Genomic DNA, 19588 nt, shown 5'->3' on the forward strand with positions numbered 1-19588 from the left:
CCATGTCTGGCTCAATTGTTCCCACCATAGTCTTCTTCGACCTGGGCGATACCCTGACATTTACCGGCCCCGGCGGCGTACGGATGCGTTATGCCGACTGCCTGGATTGCCTGCAAGTGCTCAAGGCACGCGGCTATCGCCTCGGCCTGCTGTCCGATCAGGCAGCCAGCACCAGCGTGGCCAACGTGCTGGCGACACTTACAGCGCTGCATCTGGCCCGCTATATCGAGCCGGCGCTGATCACCCTGTCCAGCGAACTGCCGGGCAACCTCGGCAAACCCGCACAAGCGATCTTCGATCTGGCGCTGAGCAAGGCCCAGCACAGCGCGGCCAGTGAACGGGCGATCTTTATTACCGAGAACCTGGCCCATGTGCAGGCGGCCCGCAGCTATGGCTGGCGCGCCATTCTCAAGCGCAACAGCGGCAACTGCGTGGCCAGCGAAGGCGAATGCGTCAGCGGTCTGGCCGGTTTGCTGGCCAAGCTACCGCCACTGGCTGCGCCAAACAGCAGCCTGGCCCTGGCACCGCCACCCAAACTGGTCGATGGTCTGTGGGCGGTGCCCATGGATATCGTGCGAATCGACGCCAGCTTGCTGTTCGATGCCGCCACGCAGCAGATCAGCGGCGACGCCACCCTGGAGTTTCGCCTCGGCAAACATGCTGGCTGCCCGATCTTCGACCTGCGCCAAAGCGTCACCGGTGTGTGGCTGGATAGCGTGGTGGTTGCGCCAGCCGATGTTGCCAGCCATGACTTCGGCGGTGGCGCCAATGCCAATCTGCGCGTGCTCAACCGGGTGCTGGATGCAGGCAGCAGCCACAGCCTGCGCCTGACCTATGCGGTCGGCGTGCCGCAGGCCTCCATGGCCGGCTCCTACCTACCGCAGATCGTCTGGAGCGCGGGCCCGCGACTGGCATTCAACTTCGGTTTTACTGACCTGGGCGCAGGGCGTTATCTGGAAGCCTTTGTGCCGGCCAACCTGATTCACGATCAGTTCGAGCTAAGCCTACAACTGCGCCTGACAGGCACCGCCGTGGCGCATACACCGATCAGCAATGGCACCCTCAACGTGCTGGGCGCCAATCACTGGCGCATCGACTTTCCCGCGCGTTTCAGCGCCCTGTCGCCACTGCTGGAGCTACGCGCCAGCGACAGCCTACAAAGCACCACGGTGAATACCGTGCTGCCGGTATCCGGCAGCAATGTCGCGATCACCACCTGGAAACTCACCAGCAACGCCGCCAATCTGCTTAACCAGGCCAACGCCATCGCCGGCTTCCTCGCTGACAACGAAAACAGCTCCGGACGCTATATCCACGGCAACCGCTTTACCGCCTTTATCCACCAGGGCGGCATGGAATACGACGGCGGCACCACTACCAGCACCGGCCCACTGCGCCACGAAACCTTTCACAGCTGGTGGGCGCGCGGGCTGAAGCCGGCAAGCCAGGCCGACGCCTGGTTCGACGAAGCCTGGACGACCTACCACGACAACGGCGCGGCGGGTGTGCAGCCCTTCAACTTCGCCGAAGCGGCATTAGCGTTGTGCCCGCGCAACCCGTGGGTGCGGGTTACCCACGGTTCCTCCTACGGAGCTGGCGAACGTTTCTGGAAAGGCATGGCTGGCTTGCTCGGTGCCGCGCCGCTGGGCGATCTGATGCGCAGTTTCTATCTGGCGCGTTACCCGCAACCGGTAAAAACCGAAGAGCTGGAGTGCTTTCTACTGGCCCGTGGTGGCAACCCAACCTGCGTGGATGCCTTCCACCGCTTCGTCTACGGCCTACCCGATCCGGCGCCGCTGCCGGATGTCTGGCTGCGCGACGATGCCGCCGATCCCGGCGCCAACAACTGGGGCGGACGTTTCTGGGATTCACCGGATCTGTGGATTCGTAACCGCGACGACGATGGCCTGGAACATCAGAACCTTGAGTTCGGCCAGGACAACTGGATTCACGCCCGCGTGCGCAACCGGAGCGCCACGGCCAGCGCACGGTATCTGGTGGTCAGTTTCAATATCAAGCAGTACGCCGGTAGCCAGTTTGTCTACCCAGCCGACTTCCTCCCGGCGGTTACCGCAGCAGCGGATTTCGACCTAGGCCCCGGCGAGACGCGCATCGTCAAGGCGCGCCTGCCGCGCAATGCAATACCGCCAGTGGGCAGCCACCCTTGCCTGCTGGCTGCGCTGTTCAGCCGTTTCGATCATCCGCAGGCCGGACGCCATGTGTGGCAGCAGAACAACCTGGCGCAGAAGAACCTCAGCGTGATCGATCTGGCCCCCAATCTGTGGATAGTGTTGCCCTTTATGGCCACCAGTCTGCGCGCCCGGCAGACGCGCAGCGTGCTATTCGAACTGCTGCGCCCCGAGGGGCTGGAAACACTGCAAGCCAGCCTGCTGCTGGATAAACGCGCGCTGGCGCCCACGCTCAAGGCCAGTGCCCTGCGCTTGCCGGAGCTGGCAGACACTTCGACAGCCAGAGCAAAACCTATGGCAGATGAGCCACTGGATTGCGCCAGCCACGCCTGCGCGGCAATGCCAAGCACCGATCAGCTATTGACCAGTAAGACCCCGGAGCGACTCGCCGAGACCTTTCCCGCCGCACTGGAGCTGAAGTTTGCCAAGGGTAAACAGGCGCAGCTGCCAGTCGTGCTACGCCCACTGGAGTCGCAACGGTTGGGACTGCGCGTCATGGTGCCGGCAGACGCCAAGCGCGGCAGCAGCTTTACCCTGGATTTGGTGCAGCGAGAGAACGGCAAGATAGTCGGCGGGGTGGCGCTGCGCATCAATGTGCGCTGAGCAGCGCTACCACCACGGGTTACGGCGCGCCAAACAAAGCCGTCCAGTAAATCCCCGCGTCGCTCTTGGGATCGTTGGCGTAGGCGGCGCCCAGTTCGCTGAATTGCGGGTTCATCAGGTTGGCGCAGTGGCCGGGGCTGGCCAGCCAGCCGGCGAGCACTTTGCTGGCGCTATCCAAGCCGGCGGCGATATTTTCACCGACACGCTGGCCGCTGTAGCCGGCCAGTTCCGCCCGGTCGCCGGGGGTGCGGCCGTCAGGGTCCTGGTGATCGAAGAAGTTGCCGTTGGCCATGGCCCGGCTGTGGGCTTCGGCGGTGCTGCCCAGTGTGGCATTCCAAGTCAGCGGCGCTGCGACGGCAAAGGCTTGGCTGCCGCACTGGCGAGCCGTGCTGCGCGCAGTATTGAGTTGTTCAAGCAGTTTCTGCCCTTCCGCCTGCCAGTCGCCCAGGCGCGCCGCCAGTAGCGGTCGGGCCAGCAGAATGCGCCACTCACGGTCCTGCTGCTTGACGCCGATATCGACAAACTGCGGATCGAGCACAATCTTGCAGAAGCTCTCCTGCAGCACTTTCAGCGCCGCCGCTGCATCACGCGGGCCGGACAGGCTGATTGCCTGCACGTTGACCATCGGATAGCCCGCCGCACTCATCGCTTGCTGCAAATCCCCCGAGCGACCCACCGGCTGCACCAGACGCGGATCGGCCGTCAGCGGCGGCAGCTCGGCGGAAGCCTGATCGCCACAGCGCTGCACTTCGCTGCGGTAGCTGTTGATCAAGCCGACCAGTTGCGCATCCTCGGCGGCCTGCGCACCTGCAGCGCACACCAGCGCCAACCCCAAAGCGGCGAACGCCCGAATAAATTCCTTGCTAGCCATAAAACCCCTCGACCTGAGCATACCCATGCGGCGTGCTCATAACTGTGGTCGGGTGATCTTGGCGCACCTCGCGCGCTGAAACCAGCCCAATGCGTAGGCCGGATCAGCGATGAAAAAGACTCAGAAGCTGTTTCGGGTCTCGCGAGCTAGAGCCATGCAAGGCAAGAACAGGCAAGGAAGCGGAGTTTACTGGTGTAAATGAGCAGTACTCGTTTCACTCGCCCTTCGGGCCGCGCTGAAGCGCGTTAGCCGCAAGCGGCTTGCCGAGTCTGTTCTTAACGCAGCAGGGCCGACGCGCAGCAGATCCGAGACGGCTTCTTAAACGTAGATGCTGACGCCGCCCCTGGCCTGCAACCAGTCGCGGTAGGTGGTCAGCGAGTCGGTCTGCTGGTCGCCGTTGTAGCCGACAAAGCTGTCGGTCTTGTCCAGGCCGGCGTCGACCAGTTTGTTGATCTGCGCCAGCAGCTTGGCAGCGTCTTCACGGTCCAGTTCGGCAACATCCGGCAGGGCAATTTTCGAGGTATCGCTCTCCGGCTCAGCCGCCGGGCGAAAGCGATCACTGGCAATCGCGTTGCTGGCACCGCTGCTCTCGGCGTTCATCGCGCGCAGCAGGCCGCCGCGGCTGTTGGCCACCATGCCGCTGGCAAAGCGGCGGATTTCCGCAAGCGGGTCTGGCGCGCTGGTGTTCGGTTTATCCGTACTGCTGCCACTGCCAGCAGCCCCGGCCGTGCTGGGTTTGGCGGTGTTGGCGAAGTAGCTCGCCAGCGGCGAGTTGTTGGAGATACTGGTCATGGCGAATCCCTGCTTAGGTCAGCTGGCAGGCATTTCTGCAGAATATGGGCCAACCCTCTGCAAGCCAGTAAAACGGGCTTTTCTGCCCATTCATCTTTCGCCCAAGGGGAATCACTTTGCCGCTTTAGGCAGGCCGTTGCCGCTGACAAGCCGCGCGCAACCTAGGCCTGAAAACGACAGCGCCCCCGCAGAAAGCTGCGGGGGCGCGTGTAGTGGGTAGATGGTCAGCCAGCCTGGCCGGCTGCCCGTGGCGTTTAGTTGACGGCGCGCAGCTGCTCCTCGGCGAGGAAGTCCTCTTCCAACAGTGCGTCCTGACCGGGAATATCGCTCGCCTCATCGGCGTGCAGTGGCGTGACGCGCTTGCTGCGCAGTTTGCCGAATTGATGCTCAAGGGCGTGGTGCAGTTTTTCGATGGAGCCGTCGATGGCCTGTTCCAGTGACTCGGCCTTGTGGGTGACGGAAATAGGTTGCAGGCCCTTTGGCCGTGCTTCGATCTGGCAGCGTTTGTCGTGCGCGCCGGCTTTGGCGCCGTTGTCGTCATGCAGATGGACAACGATGCGGGTCAACTCGTCATCGAAGCGCTCCAGCTTGCTGGCAACACTGGCACTCACCCACTCAACCAGACGAGCACTGCCTTCGATGTGGTTATCGCTGTGAACTTGGATTTGCATAAAGCTTTCCTTCTTCAACTGTTCGCGAAAGCGTCGCCAAGCAAGGCGACAACTCCAGCCTACGCCACTAAGCCCCCCTTTAGGCAAGCCCTAAGACGTTGGTCGTAGCCACAAATCTGCAATGCACCCTCCGGCAATTCGCTACAAGCCTTATGCCCCGTGAGTTACAAGACTATGGCTGCAAATCAAACAAAACTTTTCCGCTTTCCATGTCGCACGGCATGGAGAAATGCTCATGGGCGATCAACCATTGCCCGCCCTGCAGGCGGAAACACTGGCTTACGCGCATCCAGCTGCTGTGCATTTCGCCCTTGTCATCGGTGCCACCGCAGTGGAATAGGTAATGCGCCACGGCCAGGTCGCCACTGAGCAGAAAGCTCGGCTGATGGATCTCGAACAAGCCCGGGCCGGGACACATTTCCATGCAGGCCTGCCAATGCGCCTGATAGGCCGCGCGGCCCTGAAACCGGAGAGGGCCGATGGCGTCGTAAGCCACTACATCCTCGGCGTAGTGGCTCATGATGCTGCTGACATCCTTGCTGCGGCAGGCGGCGGACCAGGAGTCCAGTTGCTGTTGAATCTGCGCTTGGGCGTTGCTCATGGTCGTGCTCCTTGTGCTTATTTCTGGGTCGAGGCGCAGCAGGCATGCGCCGCTGCCGGTTGCTGGTATTCGTCGTGCAGGCGGGTCCAGTGCATGCCCTTGCCCTCCAGATCGGGCATGCCATCCCAACCCTCACCACGGCCGAAGGGCGTGAGGTCGAGGTAGTGAAAGCTGCTCATCAGCATCTCCAGACCACGGCCGTAACTGGAATAGCAGTGATAGACCTGCGCACCGTCGCGCAGAAATACGCTGACGCCGGGCTGCTCGCCCTGCACGTGGTAATTCAGGCCCAGACGCTCTAGTTCGGCCTTGTCACGGTAGTTGTACTCGACCGGAGCGACCTGCTCGTCGGTGGTGGCGTGGTAGTCGTAGTTGAACGCGCTGCCCAGCGAGGAATACCAGGGTACGGTCCAGCCCATGCGCCGCTGAAACGCCTGCAGATCGGCCAGTGGCGCGCGGGAAACCAGCACCAGGGTCGTGTCGCGGGCATGCAGGTGGGCCTGATGGCCGATATTGTCGACCACACAGGAACAACCGTCGCAGCCCTCGCCGCGGTCCATGTGATACATGAAGTGGTAGATGATCAGCTGGCTGCGCCCGGCGAACAGATCGGCCAGGCTCAGTTCACCCTCTGGCCCCTGAAAACGGTAATCGGCTTCGACCTTGACCATTGGCAGTTGGCGGCGCTCGGCGTTCAGCGCATCGCGTTGCTGGGTCAGCGCCTTTTCATTGGCCAGCAAGGCCTTGCGGGCAAGCAGCCACTGCTCACGGCTGGCAATCTTGGGGTATTCAGGACGACTCATATGCAGTGCTCCTTTTCCGTTGATTGAGCAACGCGGGCAGCGTGCGCTCTAGACCTGTAGCTCGCGCACCGGGCGGACTTCCACACAACCGACGCGCGCCGCCGGAATATGCCCGGCCAGTTGAATAGCTTCGTTAAGGTCGCGGGCTTCCACCAGATAGAAACCCGCCAACTGTTCCTTGGTCTCGGCAAACGGCCCGTCGATGATCGACAGCTTGCCGCCGCGCATACGCACGGTGGTGGCGGTCTGCACCGACTCCAGCGCCTCGGCGGCGAGCATGCGGCCGCTTTCTGCTACCGACTCGGCGTAGGCAAAACACTCCTCGTCACGCGGGCTGTCGGGCGAGTTATGCAGCTCATGCTCGTTGCTGTAGACCAGGCACAGGTATTTCATGGCGTTCTCCGGTGTTGTGGCGCGGTTACTGACTAATCGAATGACGCGGCGCTGAATCGACAACGCCTCCCAAAATATTTCAGGCCCGACCAACGGTAGCCAAGCTGCGCTTATCCGCCAGGCGGATGGCGGCTTAGCCGGTCGGCAACTCGTCCAGACGCATCTGCAGAAACTGCCGATCAGCGCCCTGCTGCGCCAGTTGCAATGCCCGCTGATAGGCATCACGCGCAGGGGCCACGCGGCCCAAGCGGCGATTGAGGTCGGCGCTGGCGGCGTGGGCCAGGTGGTAATCGGCCAGTTCGCCGCTGGCCAGCAGCGCGTCGATCAGCGTCAGGCCGGCCTCGGGGCCTTGCTGCATGGCCACCGCCACGGCGCGATTGAGCTCAATCACCGGCGACGGATTCAGACGCAGCAAAGCGTCGTAGAGCCCGACGATCTGCGCCCAGTCGGTCTCAGCGGCGCAAGTGGCCTCGGCATGCACGGCGGCAATCGCCGCTTGCAGGGTGTAGGCGCCGAAGCGCCGCGAATGCAGGGCCTGCAACACCAGGGAGTCACCTTCGACAATTAGCGCGGGGTCCCACTGGCTGCGATCTTGCGCCTCCAGCAGCACCACTTCGCCGCTGGCCGAGCTGCGCGCACTGCGCCGCGATTCGTGCAACAGCATCAACGCCAGCAGGCCCTGCACTTCCGGCTCGGGCAGCAGTTCCAGCAGCAGACGCGCCAGGCGAATGGCCTCATCGGACAGGTGCGCGCGGGTCAGCGAATCGCCTGAGCTGGCGAAATAGCCTTCGTTGAACACCAGGTAGATCACCCGCAATACGGCGTCCAAGCGCTCGGGTAGTTCGCTGCGTCCAGGCACTTCATAGGGGATGCGTGCGTCGCGAATCTTCGCCTTGGCGCGGACGATACGCTGGGCCAGGGTGGCGGGCGTGGTGAGGAAGGCGCGGGCGATTTCCTCGGTGCCCAGATCGCAGACTTCACGCAGGGTCAGGGCCACCTGGGCATCGCTGGCCAGCGCTGGGTGGCAGCAGGTAAAGATCAGCCGCAGGCGGTCGTCTTCAAGCAACTCGCCCTCGTCCAGCGGTGCGTCATAGGCCAACTCAACGTGGTCATCCAGCGGCTGGAAACGCCGCTGCCGGCGCAGGTTGTCGATGGCCTTGAAGCGCCCCGCCGACACCAACCAGGCCCGAGGATTGGCCGGCACACCGGTCTGCGGCCATTGCTCCATCGCTGCACGAAAGGCTTCGTGCAGCGCCTCCTCGGCCAGGTCAAAATCGCCCAGCAGACGGATCAAGGTGGCCAGTACGCGGCGCGATTCATCGCGGTAGAGCTGCGCCAGCAGAGCCGGCAAGGCGGCAGAATGGTCCATTGCATTGCACTCCATAACGGCAGTGGTTGCGCGATACTCCCCTGCCGCGCAACCAGAACCGTTTCACCCTACCGCATTAGGCGCGCTTCAGCTTTTCAGCCGATAACCGGTTTTGAAGATAAAGCCCACGGCCAGGATGCACAGCAACAGAAAGCCGAGAATCATCGCCAAACTCAGGCCGACGTTGACGTCGGAGACGCCATAGAAACTCCAGCGGAACGCGCTGATCAGGTACACCACCGGGTTGAACAGCGTCACCGTCTGCCAGGCCGGCGGCAACATGCTGATCGAGTAGAACGCGCCACCGAGAAAGGTCAGCGGTGTGACGATCAGCGCCGGCACCACCTGCAACTTCTCCCAGCCATCGGCCCAGACGCCGATGATGAAGCCGAACAGGCTAAAGGTCAGCGCGGTAAGCACCAGAAACGCCAGCATCCACAGCGGGTGGAGAATCTCGAAATCAACAAACAGCCGCGCGGTAATCAGGATCACCAAGCCGAGAATGATCGACTTGGTGGCCGCCGCGCCAACATAGCCGATGAGGATTTCCAGGTAGGACACCGGCGCCGACAGCAGCTCGTAGATGCTCCCCGAATACTTGGGCATGTAGATGCCGAACGAGGCGTTGGAAATGCTCTCGGTGAGCAGCGCCAGCATGATCAGCCCCGGCACGATAAACGCGCCGTAACTGACCCCCTGCACCTGGGTCATGCTCGAACCGATGGCCGAACCGAACACCACGAAATACAGCGACGTGCTGATCACCGGGGTGGCGATGCTCTGCAACAAGGTGCGCCAGGTGCGCGCCAGCTCGAACAGGTATATGGCACGGATTGCGTAGAAATTCATGCGCGCGACTCCTTGACCAAAGACACAAAGATTTCTTCCAGCGAACTCTGGCTGGACTGCAGATCCTTGAAGTCGATGCCGTGCTGGGCGAGGTCCTTGAGCAGTTCGGCGATGCCGGTGTGCTCGCTCTGGGTATCGAAGGTAAACACCAGGGCATGGCCCTCGTCGCTCAGCTCCAGCGGGTAACGCGCCAGCTCGGCGGGGATGCTCGCCAGCGGGTGCTGTAGTTGCAGGGTCAGCTGCTTCTTGCCGAGCTTATGCATCAGTGCCTGCTTGTCTTCCACCAGAATGATCCGGCCCTTGCTGATCACCCCGATGCGGTCGGCCATTTCCTCGGCTTCTTCGATGTAGTGGGTGGTGAGGATAATGGTCACCCCGCGCTCACGCAGACGGCGCACCATATTCCACATATCGCGGCGCAGCTCGACGTCGACGCCAGCAGTCGGCTCGTCGAGGAACAGAATCTGCGGCTCGTGGCTTAGCGCCTTGGCGATCATCACCCGGCGTTTCATGCCGCCGGACAGCTCGAAAATCTTCGCGTCGCGCTTGTCCCACAGCGACAGGTCCTTGAGCAGTTGCTCCAGATAGGCCGGATTGGGCTTTTTGCCGAACAGGCCACGGCTGAATTTCACCGTGGCCCAGACAGTTTCGAACACATCGCTGACCAGCTCCTGAGGCACCAACCCGATCTGCGAACGCGAGGCGCGGTAGTCCTTGATGATGTCCTGGCCGCCCACCAGCACCCGCCCACCGCCTGGATTGACGATGCCGCAGATGATGCTGATCAGGGTGGTCTTGCCCGCGCCATTGGGGCCGAGCAGCGCAAAGATCTCGCCCTGGCGAATATCCAGATTGATGTCCTGCAGGGCCGGATGGCCGCTGGCGTAGGTCTTGCTCAGCTGTTGAATCGAGATCACCGCTTGCACAGAACCTCCTGCTCTGGGGAAAAGCGCAATTGTAGGGAAGTTGGCCGGGCTTGCGGAAATGCTGATGCAGTAACCTGGCTGATTTTCCAGGCCAACGTTGAGCTACAGCGGATGCGGCTGCTAGGCTGGACCTGGTTTTACCCAGACAAGGAAATAGACCATGGCTCTTCGTCACCACCTCGCCAGCCTCAGCCTGCTCGCCCTGCTGGCCGGTTGCAGCTCGCAGCCGCCGGCGCAGCAAACCGCCGAAATCACCGGCGATTGCAGCGTCGAAAACCTGCAAGGCGTGCTCGGCCAGAATGCCAGCGCCGAGCTGATCCAGCAGGTGCAGCAACAGGCCAACGCCAAAACCCTGCGCGTGCTCGCCCCCGGCGACGCCGCGACCATGGATTACAACCCGCAGCGCCTGAATATCGATATCGATGAAAGCGAAGTGATCATCCGCCTGACCTGCGGTTGAATGCCCTTCGATACGCGAAGGGCGAGTCAGGTGTCAGGCCTTAGTAGCGGTAGTTCCCGGCGCTGATGGCCGCGTGCAGCTTACGGTTCAGCGGCACATAGCAGTCAGAGCCGGGCAGCCAGGCATACAGCGGGTCGCTGCAGCGGTCGAGGTCGTAGGCTTGCTCCTTCAACGGCGCTTTCTTGTGCTTGAAGGTACCGGTGGTTTCCATTTCCGCGCTCAGCCTTAAGAACAGCGGCACGGCGTAGGCCGGCAGTTCCTGGCGCAAGTGCGTGAGCAGGGCCTGGAAATCAAAATCCCCCGGCGCACAGGCCAGACGGATGCAGGCCATACCGGCGCGGCCATTGGTGTTGGGCACCTCGACGCCATAGACCACGGTCTCGCTGACCTCGGCAACGCCATCCAGCACCGCTTCGACCTGGGTGGTGGAAACGTTCTCGCCCTTCCAGCGGAAGGTATCACCCAGGCGGTCGACAAACTGCGCATGGCGAAAGCCCATGTCGCGCATCAGGTCGCCGGTGTTGAACCAGGCGTCGCCCTGTTCGAACACATCGCGCAGGATGCAGCGCTCGGTGTCGCGCTCATTGGTATAACCATGGAACGGCGACTTGTCGGTGATCTTGCCCAATAGCAGGCCAGCCTCGCCCTTGGCCACACGCTGCAGGTGGCCGTTCTCGCGCAGCGGCGCCTCGCGCTCCTGGTCATAGCGGACGATGGCGTAGGGATAGGGCGAGAAGCCCACGGTGTTGTCGAGATTGAGCAGGTTGGTAAAGCCGATATTGCCCTCACTGGAGGCATACAGCTCGACCACCCGCTCGACCGCGAAGCGCTGCTTGAACGCCTGCCAGATGCTCGGGCGCAGGCCGTTGCCGACCATCACGCGGATCGGGTTGGTAGCGTCGCTGGGGCGTGCCGGCTGGTCGAGTAGGTAGCGGCACAGCTCGCCGACATAGCCGAAGGCGGTCGCCCGATGCCGCTCCACTTCATCCCAGAAACGGCTGGCGCTGAACTTGCGCACCATGATCAGCGCCGCCTGGCCAGCCAGTACCGAGCCCCAACACACCACCATGGCGGTGCCGTGATAGAACGGCAGGCTGACGTACATGCGGTCCTCGCGGCCCAAGCGCACGGCAGCGAAACCGAAAGCACCGTAGCCCTTCATAAAGCGCCCGTGGTTGAACACCACGGCTTTCGGCAGGCCGGTGGTGCCGGAGGTGTAGATATAAAAACAGGGGTCGTCGGCGCGTACTGCGCGTTCCAGCAACGGCGCATCGACGGGATAGTCCTGCAGCACGGCGGCCGGGTGCTGCCAGCCTGCGGGCGCCTCGCCGGGGTCGCGCCAGGTTGGGCGGTCGGCAAAGTAGTGGCAGGCATCGGCGGGCAGCGCCACCTCCGCTGCGATTTCCGTGAAAGCGTCCAGCAGTTCCTCGCCCACCAGCACCATGCGCGGCGATGCCAGGCTGATGCTGTGGGCCAGCACGCGGCCGCGCTGACTGCTGTTGATCAGCGCGCTGACCGCGCCGAGCTTGGCACAGGCGACGACCCCGGCGAGCAGCTCGAAGCGGTTCTCGAACATCAGCGCCACGCTGTCGCCCTGGCGCAGACCATGAGCACGCAGATAGTGCGCCAGCTGGTTAGCCCAGCGGTCAAACTCGGCGTAGGTAAGTTGTTCGTCGCCCTGGATCAGCGCCACGCCATGCGGGTTGTCGCGCGCCGCCTCCTCAATGCAACTGGCCAGGCTGACGGGGTAATCGCCACGGCTGCGGTTGCCAATATGCAGCCCCTTGACGATAGCGGGCAAGTCGACAAGCAGGCGCGGCAAGCGAGACAGCAGGCGCGGCAAGGTGATCAGGTCAGCATGATTCATGGTGCAGGACTCCAGGCGGTGCGAGGCACTCGTTGTTGTTTGCCGATCAATCTAGTCAGTCAGCGCCATGCTGTTAATAGCCTGGGGTTGCATCACCATGGCAATTTGTCTCACCGGCGGCGCACAATCGAACTCCCTCTGGCTGGAACAAGGATTGCCCATGCTGCCGGTACACACGCCTAGCGCGACCGCCTCACAGTTGCTCGATCTCTACCTGTCGCTGCAGGGGTTCGCCCTGGTCGGCCCGGACGATCTGCAGGCGCTGGGCGTCGAGCTGGAGCAGCTGAAGAACCTGGAAATGCGCGTACCGGTACGCTGGGCATTGCAACTCTGGCAGCGCGCAGCCAGCCGTGGCGCGTGTGCGGAGATCGGCCTGCTGGTCGGCCAGCAGCGCGGCCTGCACACCCGCGGGCCGGTTGCCCACTTGGCCGCGCAGAGCGCTACGCTGGGCGAGGCCATTGAACTGTTTCGCCGCTATATCCCGGTCATGAGCGAGGGCGAGAACCTGCGCGTCGAGTCATCTGGCGGGCGGGTGCGCATCCACTTCCTGTTCAACGCACCGCTGCTCGGCCACGCCGTCGTCTGCGAACACAGCATCAGCTCAGCGCTGTGCTGGGCGCGCCAGCTCACGGGGGTGCGACTGATGCCGCAGGCCGTGGGTTTCCGCCATGCGCCGCTGGCGGCACCGGCGATCTATCGACAGGTATTCGGGGTGCCGCCACGCTTCGCCGAGGGATTCGATTACCTGGATCTGCTGGAGAGTGATCTGCTGCTGCCGGTGCCGGGGGCCAATGCCTATCTCAAAGGGCTGATGCAGCAACGCGTGAGTGCCATGCAGGCCCAGCTGCCGGCGCAGCACAGCACCCGCCTGCAGGTGCTGCAGCTGATCGAACAGAGCCTGCTCAGTGGCGAGCTGTCGGCAGAGGGCGTGGCGCGGCATCTGGGTATCAGCCGGCAAACCCTGCATCGCCACCTGCGCGAGGAAGACTGCTGCTTCTCCGAGCTACTGACTCAAGTACGCCGCCAGCATGCGCTGCAACGTCTGCAGCAACCGGATTGCCGGATCGAGGCGCTCAGCCGCGAGCTGGGCTTCAGCGAGCCAAGTGCCTTCTACAAGGCCTTCAAGGGTTGGTACGGTCTGTCGCCCAAGGCCTACCAGCAGCACGCCGGCAGCGAGCCGACAGATTTAACTAAGCCAGGCAGACCGGGCATACTGGCGCACCTGTAAGCAAGTCGGCCGCCCGTTCCCATGCGTATTCACGTCACCTTTATCGACCGCGTTGGCATCACCCAGGAAGTGCTGGCCCTGCTCGGCGGGCGCAATCTCAACCTGGATGCGGTGGAGATGGTGCCGCCGAACGTCTACATCGACGCGCCGACCCTGAGCCCCGAGGTGCTCGATGAGCTGCGCGAGGCGCTGTTCAAGGTGCGTGGCGTGCAGGCGGTAACCATTGTCGACATCCTCCCCGGCCAACGCCGCCATCTGCAGCTCGATGCCCTGCTCGCCGCCATGACCGACCCGGTATTGGCGGTCGACAGCCAGGGCCGTGTGCTACTGGCCAACCCGGCGCTGATCGAACTCTGCGGCCAACAGCCTGATGGTCTGGGTATTGGTGAGCTATTCGCCGACAAAGACCTGCACCAAGCGCTGCTCGACCAGGGCTTTCGCCTGCCGATGCGCGAAGTTACCCTCAAGGGCCAGGCCCTGCTGCTGGATGCACAACCAATCACCGAAGGCGTCGACGGCGGCGCACGGCAACTGGCCGGCGGCCTGCTTAGCTTGTACGCACCGAGCCGCATCGGCGAACGCCTGGCGGCGCTGCACCATGATCACGCCGAGGGCTTCGACTCGCTGCTCGGCGATTCCGCACCGATTCGCAACCTGAAAACCCGCGCCCAGCGCGTCGCCACCCTCGACGCCCCCCTGCTGATCCAGGGTGAAACCGGCACCGGCAAGGAATTGGTGGCGCGCGCCTGTCACGCCATCAGCACGCGACGTACCGCGCCATTTCTTGCGCTGAACTGCGCGGCATTGCCGGAGAACCTCGCCGAAAGCGAGCTATTCGGTTACGCCCCTGGGGCCTTTACCGGGGCCCAGCGCGGCGGCAAGCCAGGGCTGCTGGAGCTGGCCAACCAGGGCACGGTGTTTCTCGATGAAATCGGCGAAATGTCGCCCTACCTGCAGGCCAAGCTGCTGCGCTTTTTAAGCGACGGCACCTTCCGCCGGGTCGGTGGCGAGCGTGAGGTCAAGGTCAATGTGCGCATCCTCAGCGCCACCCACCGCGACCTGGAAAAGATGGTCAACGAGGGCGCGTTCCGCGAAGACCTGTTTTATCGCCTCAACGTGCTCAACCTGGAAGTGCCACCGCTACGCGAGCGCGGCCAGGACATCCTGCTGCTGGCGCGGCACTTTATGCAGCAGGCCTGCGCGCAGATCCAACGCCTGCCCTGCCGCCTGACGCCAGACACCTATCCGGCTCTGCTGGGCAACCGCTGGCCGGGCAATGTGCGTCAATTGCAGAACGTGATCTTCCGCGCTGCAGCGATCTGCGAAAGCAATCTGGTACAGATCGATGATCTGGATATCGCTGGCACCGCAGTGGCCGCGCAGCAGGCCGAGGGCGAAGTCAGCAGCCTGGAAGCGGCAGTGGACCAGTTCGAAAAAGCCCTGCTGGAAAAACTCTACCCCAGCCATCCCTCGACCCGGCAACTGGCGACCCGTCTGCACACCTCGCACAGTGCGATTGCCATGCGCCTGCGCAAATACGGGATTCCGGGAAAGCCGTAAACACGCGGCTCAGAATCTACCGTGGCGCCCCGTGCCATCCTTGAAGCGCTGCGCGCCGGCCTGGGTTTCGCCACTGGCGATCACCGCCATACCACCAGCAAACTCATTGGCCATGGCCTGGACAAACGGCAGATCCCACTGCGTATAAGCGCTGGCGCGGTCGGCGAGCATGCAGCGTTGCGGGAAACCGGCGATCTCCAGCGCCAGCTGCTGCGCGGCGGACAAGGCAGTGCCGGCGGCGACCACCCGGTTGACCAGGCCCATGCTCAGCGCCTCCTCGGCCAATACCGGGCGACCGGTTAGGATCAGATCCAGCGCACGACCTTGGCCGATAATCCGTGGCAAACGCACGGTGCCACCGTCGATCAGCGGCACACCAAAACGTCGGCAAAACACCCCGAGCACGGCGTTATCGGCCATCACCCGCAGATCAGCGAGCAGCGCCAGCTCCAGGCCGCCTGCCACCGCATGGCCTTCGATGGCGGCAATCAGCGGTTTACTCAGCTGCATACGGCTCGGCCCCATCGGCCCGTCGCCCTCGGTTTCCAGGCGATTGGCACGCTCAGCGCCTGCGGCCACCGCCCCCAGATCAGCGCCGGCGCAGAAGGTCCCGCCCGCCCCGGCTAATACCGCCACCCGCGCCTGCTCGTCAGCTTCAAAGGCACGCAAGGCAGCGGCCAGCGCCTCGGCAGTTGGCCGATCAACCGCGTTGCGCACCTCGGCGCGGTTGATGATCAGGGTGGTGACGGGACCGTTCTTTTCGATGATCACGCTCATGGAAACTCCTACAGATAAAACAGCCAAGCCACCGATCGTAGCCCGGCTAAGCCGTGGCACACGGCGCAATCCGGGAAACCAAACCCGGATTGCGCTGGCGCTTATTCGGGCTACGGAGTCATCTTGATACCCAGGCCCATTGCCGCGATGGTGATTTCGCGGGCATGGCCAGCTCCTACAGTCAAAAAGCCGAAGGCCAGCATTTAGCCGGCCTTCACCTTAAAACCTTTATGACGGAGAAATCAGCCTGCTGACCGATCCCCCCGCCAGAGTGGCGCAATCAGAGGGCGAACTTCTGCAGGTTGGCCATCATCTCTTTCATCGCTTCGATATTGTCCTTCGGATGGGCGGCGCCCTCGAAGTCGCAAATCTGCGCGAAGTTGGCCGCCACGTCTTCCGGGCTGTAGCCTTCACGCGGATCGAAGCCAGCACCCAGACTGCGCTCCCAACGCACTTTGCCCATCCAGCCACCGCCGACTTCAAAGAGGCCGGAGGTTTCTTCGCAGGCGCTGCTCGCCAGGTACACCACCAGCGGGCTGACCAGCTCGGGCTTGAGCTGTTCAAACACCTGCGGCGGAATCAGGCCTTCGGTCATGCGCGTACCGCCGGTTGGGGCGATGGCGTTGACCAGGATGTTGCTCTTGCGCCCTTCGAGGGCCAGGGTGCGGGTCAGGCCGTACAAGCCGAGCTTGGCCATGCCGTAGTTGGACTGCCCGAAGTTGCCGTAGATGCCCGAGGTGGACGCGGTGAAGATCACCCGCCCATAACCCTGCTCACGCATATGCGGCCAGGCGGCGCGGGTGACCTTGTAGGCACCCTCGACGTGAACCTTGTAAACCAGGTCCCAGTCGGCGTCCTCCATCTTGTGGAAGGTCTTGTCGCGCAGGATGCCGGCGTTGTTCACCACCACATCGATGCGGCCGAAGGTATCCAGCGCGCACTGCACGATCTTCTCGCCGTCGGTCACCGAGTCATGATTGGCCACTGCGGTACCGCCAGCGGCGCGGATTTCCTCAACCACCTTATCGGCCGCCGAGGCATTGGCGCCTTCACCGTGGGTGCTGCCGCCGAGATCGTTGACCACCACCTTGGCACCGTGTTTAGCGAACAACAGCGCATGGGCGCGGCCCAGACCACCGCCGGCCCCGGTGACGATTACAACCTGATCTTGAAAACGGATGGCGTCGCTCATGCAGCATTCCTCGGCAGATTAACAATGCGCCGAGTGTCCAGCAGTCGCGCTCCGGTCACAATAGGTACGCACGACGCTGAATGGTGCGCAATAAAGCAGCGGGATAGTCAGGCTAAGGCAACCACATAAAGGTAGCCCGCTTGTCGCGGCTAAAGCCCCTCCCACGGTTGATCGAGTTGTAGGAGGCGCTTTAGCGGCGAGTTTTCAGGGGCTGCTGTTTTATGCGTTAGCCCTGCGGATCAGGCTGAGGTGGTTATACAGATGCAGCACATGGGCCTGCGCGTAATCGGCATGGTTAAGCACGCCATAGGCAAAATGCGGCTGTAACTCGCCTTGATACGCAGCGAAATCGGCAAACGCCTGCTGCAAACGCTGCAACGCCTGGGCCTGAGTGGCTGGCGTACTCAGCGGAGCAGCGCCGGGAATGGCCTCATCCAGCGAATGGCGCATGGCCCCGCGCGCGGCAAATACGCTAAAGGCCAGCGGGCCGACACTGCTGCGAAACCAGCTGGGCTTAAGCTCGGGGTAACCGCTGATGGAGTACTCGATGCTTTGCGCGCAGTGGTTGAATACCTCTGCCGGGCTCCAGCCTTTAAGGCTCGACAGCGGTTTATCGACCAGCCCGGCCAACACCTGCTGCGCGCCCTCCAGGCTCAGGGCAGCGGGCGCCTCGCCACTGGGCAATGCCCAGAACCCGGCGCCCAGAACTGCCACACCGCCCAAGGCGGCTCCTTTCAGGACAGTGCGTCGCTGCATATTGCGGCCTCCAGCCGTTGACGGAACTGCAAATAATGAGCAAGCACCTGATCTGGCGCCTCGGTCTGCGGATAATGACCAATACCCTCCAGCAGCACGGTGTCCGGCTGGGGGATCAGCTCACGATAGCGCGCCACCATATGTGCCCCGGAGATCGGGTCGACAGCGCCATCGATCACCCGCATCGGCACGGCAGTGGCCTGCATCGCCGCCACCCAACGCTCGCGATTGACGCGGCGCTCGGGCATATAGCGGATCAGTCGATGCATCACCGCGGGGCCGTTATTGGCAACGATCAGGCTCCAGAAGTCATCCAGTTCACCGGCGCTCGGTTGAGTGTGCGGGCCGAACACCTTGGCAAAGCTGGCGGCCAGCTTCTGGCGGCTAAATAGCCGGCCGATCAGCGGGCCGATGGGGCTGAGCAGCAGCTTCTGCACCAGCACCGGGCGATGGGTTTCCGGAAACAGCCCGCCATTGAGAAACACGCAACTGGCCAGCGCGATACGCCCATCCTGGTGCCGGGCGAGCAGTTCCTGCGCCACGCTGTCGCCATAGTCATGGGCCAGCAGATGCACCGGCTGACCAATACCCAGATGCGCCAACAGCGCCTGTTGCAGATCAGCCTGTTCCAGCAGGCTGTAGACATGCCCGCGCGGTTTGGCCGAGTCGCCAAAGCCGAGCATATCGCAGGCAATTACCTGATAGCGCTCAGCCAACGCAGCCCACAGGTAATGCCAATCCCAGCTGGCAGTGGGGAAGCCGTGAATCAGCAACAGCGGCTCGCCCTGCCCGGCCGTCCAATAGCGGATGCCATGGCCGTTAAAGCTGAAGTCCTGGCCCGCGCTGCGCCAATCCGCCAGGGCAATGCCTGGCAGCGCCGTCATGCTGCGTAACCCGGCATCTGTTGATCCAGCTTGCGCAGCAGCGCCGGCCACGGCAAGGCGCCGCCCATGCCCTGCGGGCTTTTCATCACCCCGGCGATCATTGCGCGAGCACCATCGAGCACCTGTTGCGGGATATGGATCAGCTCGATGCCACCGTTCTGCGCCATCACCTGAATCTCGCAGGCACGCTGCAGGGTGAACATGCCGAGGAAGGCATCGGCAATGCTGCCAAAGGCGGTGAGCAGGCCGTGGTTGGGCAGGATCATAAAGTTCTTATCGCCCAGGTCCGCCTGCAGCCGCGACTTCTCATCATGGTTCAGCGCCACGCCTTCATAGCCGTGGTAAGCGAGGCTGGCGAGAACGAACAGCGACTGCTGCGACAGTGGTAGCAAACCCTGCTTCTGCGCGGAAACCGCAATACCCTGCGGGGTGTGGATATGCAGCACGCAACCAACATCGTGGCGCACCTCGTGCACGGCGCTGTGGATGGTGTAGCCGGCGGGGTTGATGTCGAACGGGCTATCCATCAGCTTGTTGCCGGCCAGGTCGATCTTCACCAGGCTGGAGGCGGTGATCTCGTGGAACATCAGACCGTAGGGGTTGATCAGGAAATCTTCGCTGCCGGGAATCTTCGCCGAAATATGGGTGAAGATCAGGTCATCCCAACCATACAGGGCGATCAGCCGGTAGCAGGCGGCGAGATCCACCCGGGTCTGCCATTCGGCGGCGGATACATGATCCTTGAGGCTGACAACAGGCAGTGCGTGGGCAACGGTCATGGTGGATTCCTCGGCTTT

The 19588-nt window shown here is 63.0% G+C and carries 19 protein-coding genes; 4 read left to right on the forward strand and 15 right to left on the reverse strand.

Features of this window, described 5'->3' with window-relative positions; translation table 11 throughout:
- Positions 1 to 2 precede the first annotated feature (2 nt).
- On the forward strand, positions 3 to 2792 hold the full coding sequence (locus Q8O69_RS17480; RefSeq protein ID WP_305593491.1) for an HAD family hydrolase: 2790 nt from the start codon (positions 3 to 5) through the stop codon (positions 2790 to 2792).
- A gap of 19 nt (positions 2793 to 2811) precedes the next feature.
- On the opposite strand, the gene Q8O69_RS17485 is transcribed toward Q8O69_RS17480, so the two are convergent.
- From Q8O69_RS17485 to Q8O69_RS17525, 9 genes are all read right to left on the reverse strand, one after another.
- Positions 2812 to 3663, reverse strand: a complete 852-nt coding sequence (locus tag Q8O69_RS17485; protein WP_305593492.1) for a CAP domain-containing protein — start codon at positions 3661 to 3663, stop codon at positions 2812 to 2814.
- A gap of 318 nt (positions 3664 to 3981) precedes the next feature.
- The gene (locus Q8O69_RS17490; RefSeq protein ID WP_305593493.1) at positions 3982 to 4455 is read right to left on the reverse strand and encodes a hypothetical protein; all 474 of its coding nucleotides are present in this window, start codon (positions 4453 to 4455) and stop codon (positions 3982 to 3984) included.
- A gap of 254 nt (positions 4456 to 4709) precedes the next feature.
- Positions 4710 to 5126 carry an HPF/RaiA family ribosome-associated protein gene (locus Q8O69_RS17495; RefSeq protein WP_305593494.1) on the reverse strand — a complete coding sequence of 139 codons (417 nt, stop codon included), beginning with the start codon at positions 5124 to 5126 and terminating at the stop codon, positions 4710 to 4712.
- Between the two features lie 172 nt (positions 5127 to 5298).
- Entirely contained in the window at positions 5299 to 5727 is a 429-nt protein-coding gene (locus Q8O69_RS17500) for a nuclear transport factor 2 family protein (RefSeq protein WP_305593495.1), read from the reverse strand.
- 17 nt (positions 5728 to 5744) lie between these two features.
- A complete protein-coding gene (locus Q8O69_RS17505; protein ID WP_305593496.1) occupies positions 5745 to 6530 on the reverse strand; it encodes a DUF899 domain-containing protein in 786 nt (261 codons plus the stop codon).
- A 48-nt stretch (positions 6531 to 6578) separates the two neighbouring features.
- Positions 6579 to 6923, reverse strand: a complete 345-nt coding sequence (locus Q8O69_RS17510) for a YciI family protein (protein ID WP_160013537.1) — start codon at positions 6921 to 6923, stop codon at positions 6579 to 6581.
- A 133-nt stretch (positions 6924 to 7056) separates the two neighbouring features.
- Positions 7057 to 8292 (reverse strand): RNA polymerase sigma factor, encoded by a 1236-nt coding sequence (locus Q8O69_RS17515; RefSeq protein WP_305593497.1) that lies wholly within the window; start codon positions 8290 to 8292, stop codon positions 7057 to 7059.
- Positions 8293 to 8379: 87 nt separating this feature from the next.
- Positions 8380 to 9141 carry an ABC transporter permease gene (locus tag Q8O69_RS17520; protein ID WP_090375288.1) on the reverse strand — a complete coding sequence of 254 codons (762 nt, stop codon included), beginning with the start codon at positions 9139 to 9141 and terminating at the stop codon, positions 8380 to 8382.
- Entirely contained in the window at positions 9138 to 10067 is a 930-nt protein-coding gene (locus tag Q8O69_RS17525; RefSeq protein WP_305593498.1) for an ABC transporter ATP-binding protein, read from the reverse strand. The genes Q8O69_RS17520 and Q8O69_RS17525 overlap by 4 nt, the downstream gene beginning before the upstream one ends.
- A gap of 160 nt (positions 10068 to 10227) precedes the next feature.
- On the opposite strand from Q8O69_RS17525, the gene Q8O69_RS17530 reads away from it, so the two are divergent.
- On the forward strand, positions 10228 to 10527 hold the full coding sequence (locus tag Q8O69_RS17530; protein WP_305593499.1) for an I78 family peptidase inhibitor: 300 nt from the start codon (positions 10228 to 10230) through the stop codon (positions 10525 to 10527).
- A gap of 40 nt (positions 10528 to 10567) precedes the next feature.
- On the opposite strand, the gene Q8O69_RS17535 is transcribed toward Q8O69_RS17530, so the two are convergent.
- Entirely contained in the window at positions 10568 to 12394 is a 1827-nt protein-coding gene (locus Q8O69_RS17535) for a long-chain-acyl-CoA synthetase (protein WP_305593500.1), read from the reverse strand.
- 160 nt (positions 12395 to 12554) lie between these two features.
- Here Q8O69_RS17535 and Q8O69_RS17540 point away from each other — a divergent pair, with 160 nt between their 5' ends.
- Positions 12555 to 13622 carry an AraC family transcriptional regulator gene (locus tag Q8O69_RS17540; RefSeq protein ID WP_305593501.1) on the forward strand — a complete coding sequence of 356 codons (1068 nt, stop codon included), beginning with the start codon at positions 12555 to 12557 and terminating at the stop codon, positions 13620 to 13622.
- A gap of 21 nt (positions 13623 to 13643) precedes the next feature.
- A complete protein-coding gene (locus tag Q8O69_RS17545; RefSeq protein WP_305593502.1) occupies positions 13644 to 15182 on the forward strand; it encodes a sigma-54-dependent transcriptional regulator in 1539 nt (512 codons plus the stop codon).
- 9 nt (positions 15183 to 15191) lie between these two features.
- Here Q8O69_RS17545 and Q8O69_RS17550 read toward each other — a convergent pair whose 3' ends face one another.
- The 5 genes from Q8O69_RS17550 to Q8O69_RS17570 form a co-directional block, all read right to left on the reverse strand.
- On the reverse strand, positions 15192 to 15959 hold the full coding sequence (locus Q8O69_RS17550) for a crotonase/enoyl-CoA hydratase family protein (protein ID WP_305593503.1): 768 nt from the start codon (positions 15957 to 15959) through the stop codon (positions 15192 to 15194).
- Between the two features lie 280 nt (positions 15960 to 16239).
- Positions 16240 to 17151 (reverse strand): SDR family oxidoreductase, encoded by a 912-nt coding sequence (locus Q8O69_RS17555; RefSeq protein ID WP_305593504.1) that lies wholly within the window; start codon positions 17149 to 17151, stop codon positions 16240 to 16242.
- Between the two features lie 219 nt (positions 17152 to 17370).
- Positions 17371 to 17907, reverse strand: coding sequence for a DUF1569 domain-containing protein (locus Q8O69_RS17560; protein ID WP_305593505.1), 537 nt, complete (start codon positions 17905 to 17907; stop codon positions 17371 to 17373).
- Positions 17886 to 18791, reverse strand: a complete 906-nt coding sequence (locus Q8O69_RS17565) for an alpha/beta fold hydrolase (protein WP_305593506.1) — start codon at positions 18789 to 18791, stop codon at positions 17886 to 17888. The genes Q8O69_RS17560 and Q8O69_RS17565 overlap by 22 nt, the downstream gene beginning before the upstream one ends.
- Positions 18788 to 19570, reverse strand: a complete 783-nt coding sequence (locus tag Q8O69_RS17570) for a class II aldolase/adducin family protein (protein ID WP_305593507.1) — start codon at positions 19568 to 19570, stop codon at positions 18788 to 18790. Before Q8O69_RS17570 ends, Q8O69_RS17565 begins: the two co-directional genes overlap by 4 nt.
- Positions 19571 to 19588 lie beyond the last annotated feature (18 nt).

The sequence above is a fragment of the Pseudomonas sp. genome (assembly GCF_030690725.1).
Lineage (GTDB): Bacteria > Pseudomonadota > Gammaproteobacteria > Pseudomonadales > Pseudomonadaceae > Aquipseudomonas.

Excerpts from the sequence above, each read along its gene's own strand:
- Q8O69_RS17490 (WP_305593493.1), bottom strand. The coding sequence starts at position 4,455 with ATGACCAGTATCTCCAACAACTCGCCGCTGGCGAGCTACTTCGCCAAC.
- Q8O69_RS17560 (WP_305593505.1), bottom strand. The coding sequence starts at position 17,907 with ATGCAGCGACGCACTGTCCTGAAAGGAGCCGCCTTGGGCGGTGTGGCA.
- Q8O69_RS17520 (WP_090375288.1), bottom strand. The coding sequence starts at position 9,141 with ATGAATTTCTACGCAATCCGTGCCATATACCTGTTCGAGCTGGCGCGC.
- Q8O69_RS17555 (WP_305593504.1), bottom strand. The coding sequence starts at position 17,151 with ATGAGCGACGCCATCCGTTTTCAAGATCAGGTTGTAATCGTCACCGGG.
- Q8O69_RS17480 (WP_305593491.1), top strand. The coding sequence starts at position 3 with ATGTCTGGCTCAATTGTTCCCACCATAGTCTTCTTCGACCTGGGCGAT.
- Q8O69_RS17515 (WP_305593497.1), bottom strand. The coding sequence starts at position 8,292 with ATGGACCATTCTGCCGCCTTGCCGGCTCTGCTGGCGCAGCTCTACCGC.
- Q8O69_RS17570 (WP_305593507.1), bottom strand. The coding sequence starts at position 19,570 with ATGACCGTTGCCCACGCACTGCCTGTTGTCAGCCTCAAGGATCATGTA.
- Q8O69_RS17530 (WP_305593499.1), top strand. The coding sequence starts at position 10,228 with ATGGCTCTTCGTCACCACCTCGCCAGCCTCAGCCTGCTCGCCCTGCTG.
- Q8O69_RS17500 (WP_305593495.1), bottom strand. The coding sequence starts at position 5,727 with ATGAGCAACGCCCAAGCGCAGATTCAACAGCAACTGGACTCCTGGTCC.
- Q8O69_RS17565 (WP_305593506.1), bottom strand. The coding sequence starts at position 18,791 with ATGACGGCGCTGCCAGGCATTGCCCTGGCGGATTGGCGCAGCGCGGGC.
- Q8O69_RS17510 (WP_160013537.1), bottom strand. The coding sequence starts at position 6,923 with ATGAAATACCTGTGCCTGGTCTACAGCAACGAGCATGAGCTGCATAAC.
- Q8O69_RS17550 (WP_305593503.1), bottom strand. The coding sequence starts at position 15,959 with ATGAGCGTGATCATCGAAAAGAACGGTCCCGTCACCACCCTGATCATC.
- Q8O69_RS17495 (WP_305593494.1), bottom strand. The coding sequence starts at position 5,126 with ATGCAAATCCAAGTTCACAGCGATAACCACATCGAAGGCAGTGCTCGT.
- Q8O69_RS17545 (WP_305593502.1), top strand. The coding sequence starts at position 13,644 with ATGCGTATTCACGTCACCTTTATCGACCGCGTTGGCATCACCCAGGAA.
- Q8O69_RS17540 (WP_305593501.1), top strand. The coding sequence starts at position 12,555 with ATGCTGCCGGTACACACGCCTAGCGCGACCGCCTCACAGTTGCTCGAT.
- Q8O69_RS17505 (WP_305593496.1), bottom strand. The coding sequence starts at position 6,530 with ATGAGTCGTCCTGAATACCCCAAGATTGCCAGCCGTGAGCAGTGGCTG.
- Q8O69_RS17535 (WP_305593500.1), bottom strand. The coding sequence starts at position 12,394 with ATGAATCATGCTGACCTGATCACCTTGCCGCGCCTGCTGTCTCGCTTG.
- Q8O69_RS17485 (WP_305593492.1), bottom strand. The coding sequence starts at position 3,663 with ATGGCTAGCAAGGAATTTATTCGGGCGTTCGCCGCTTTGGGGTTGGCG.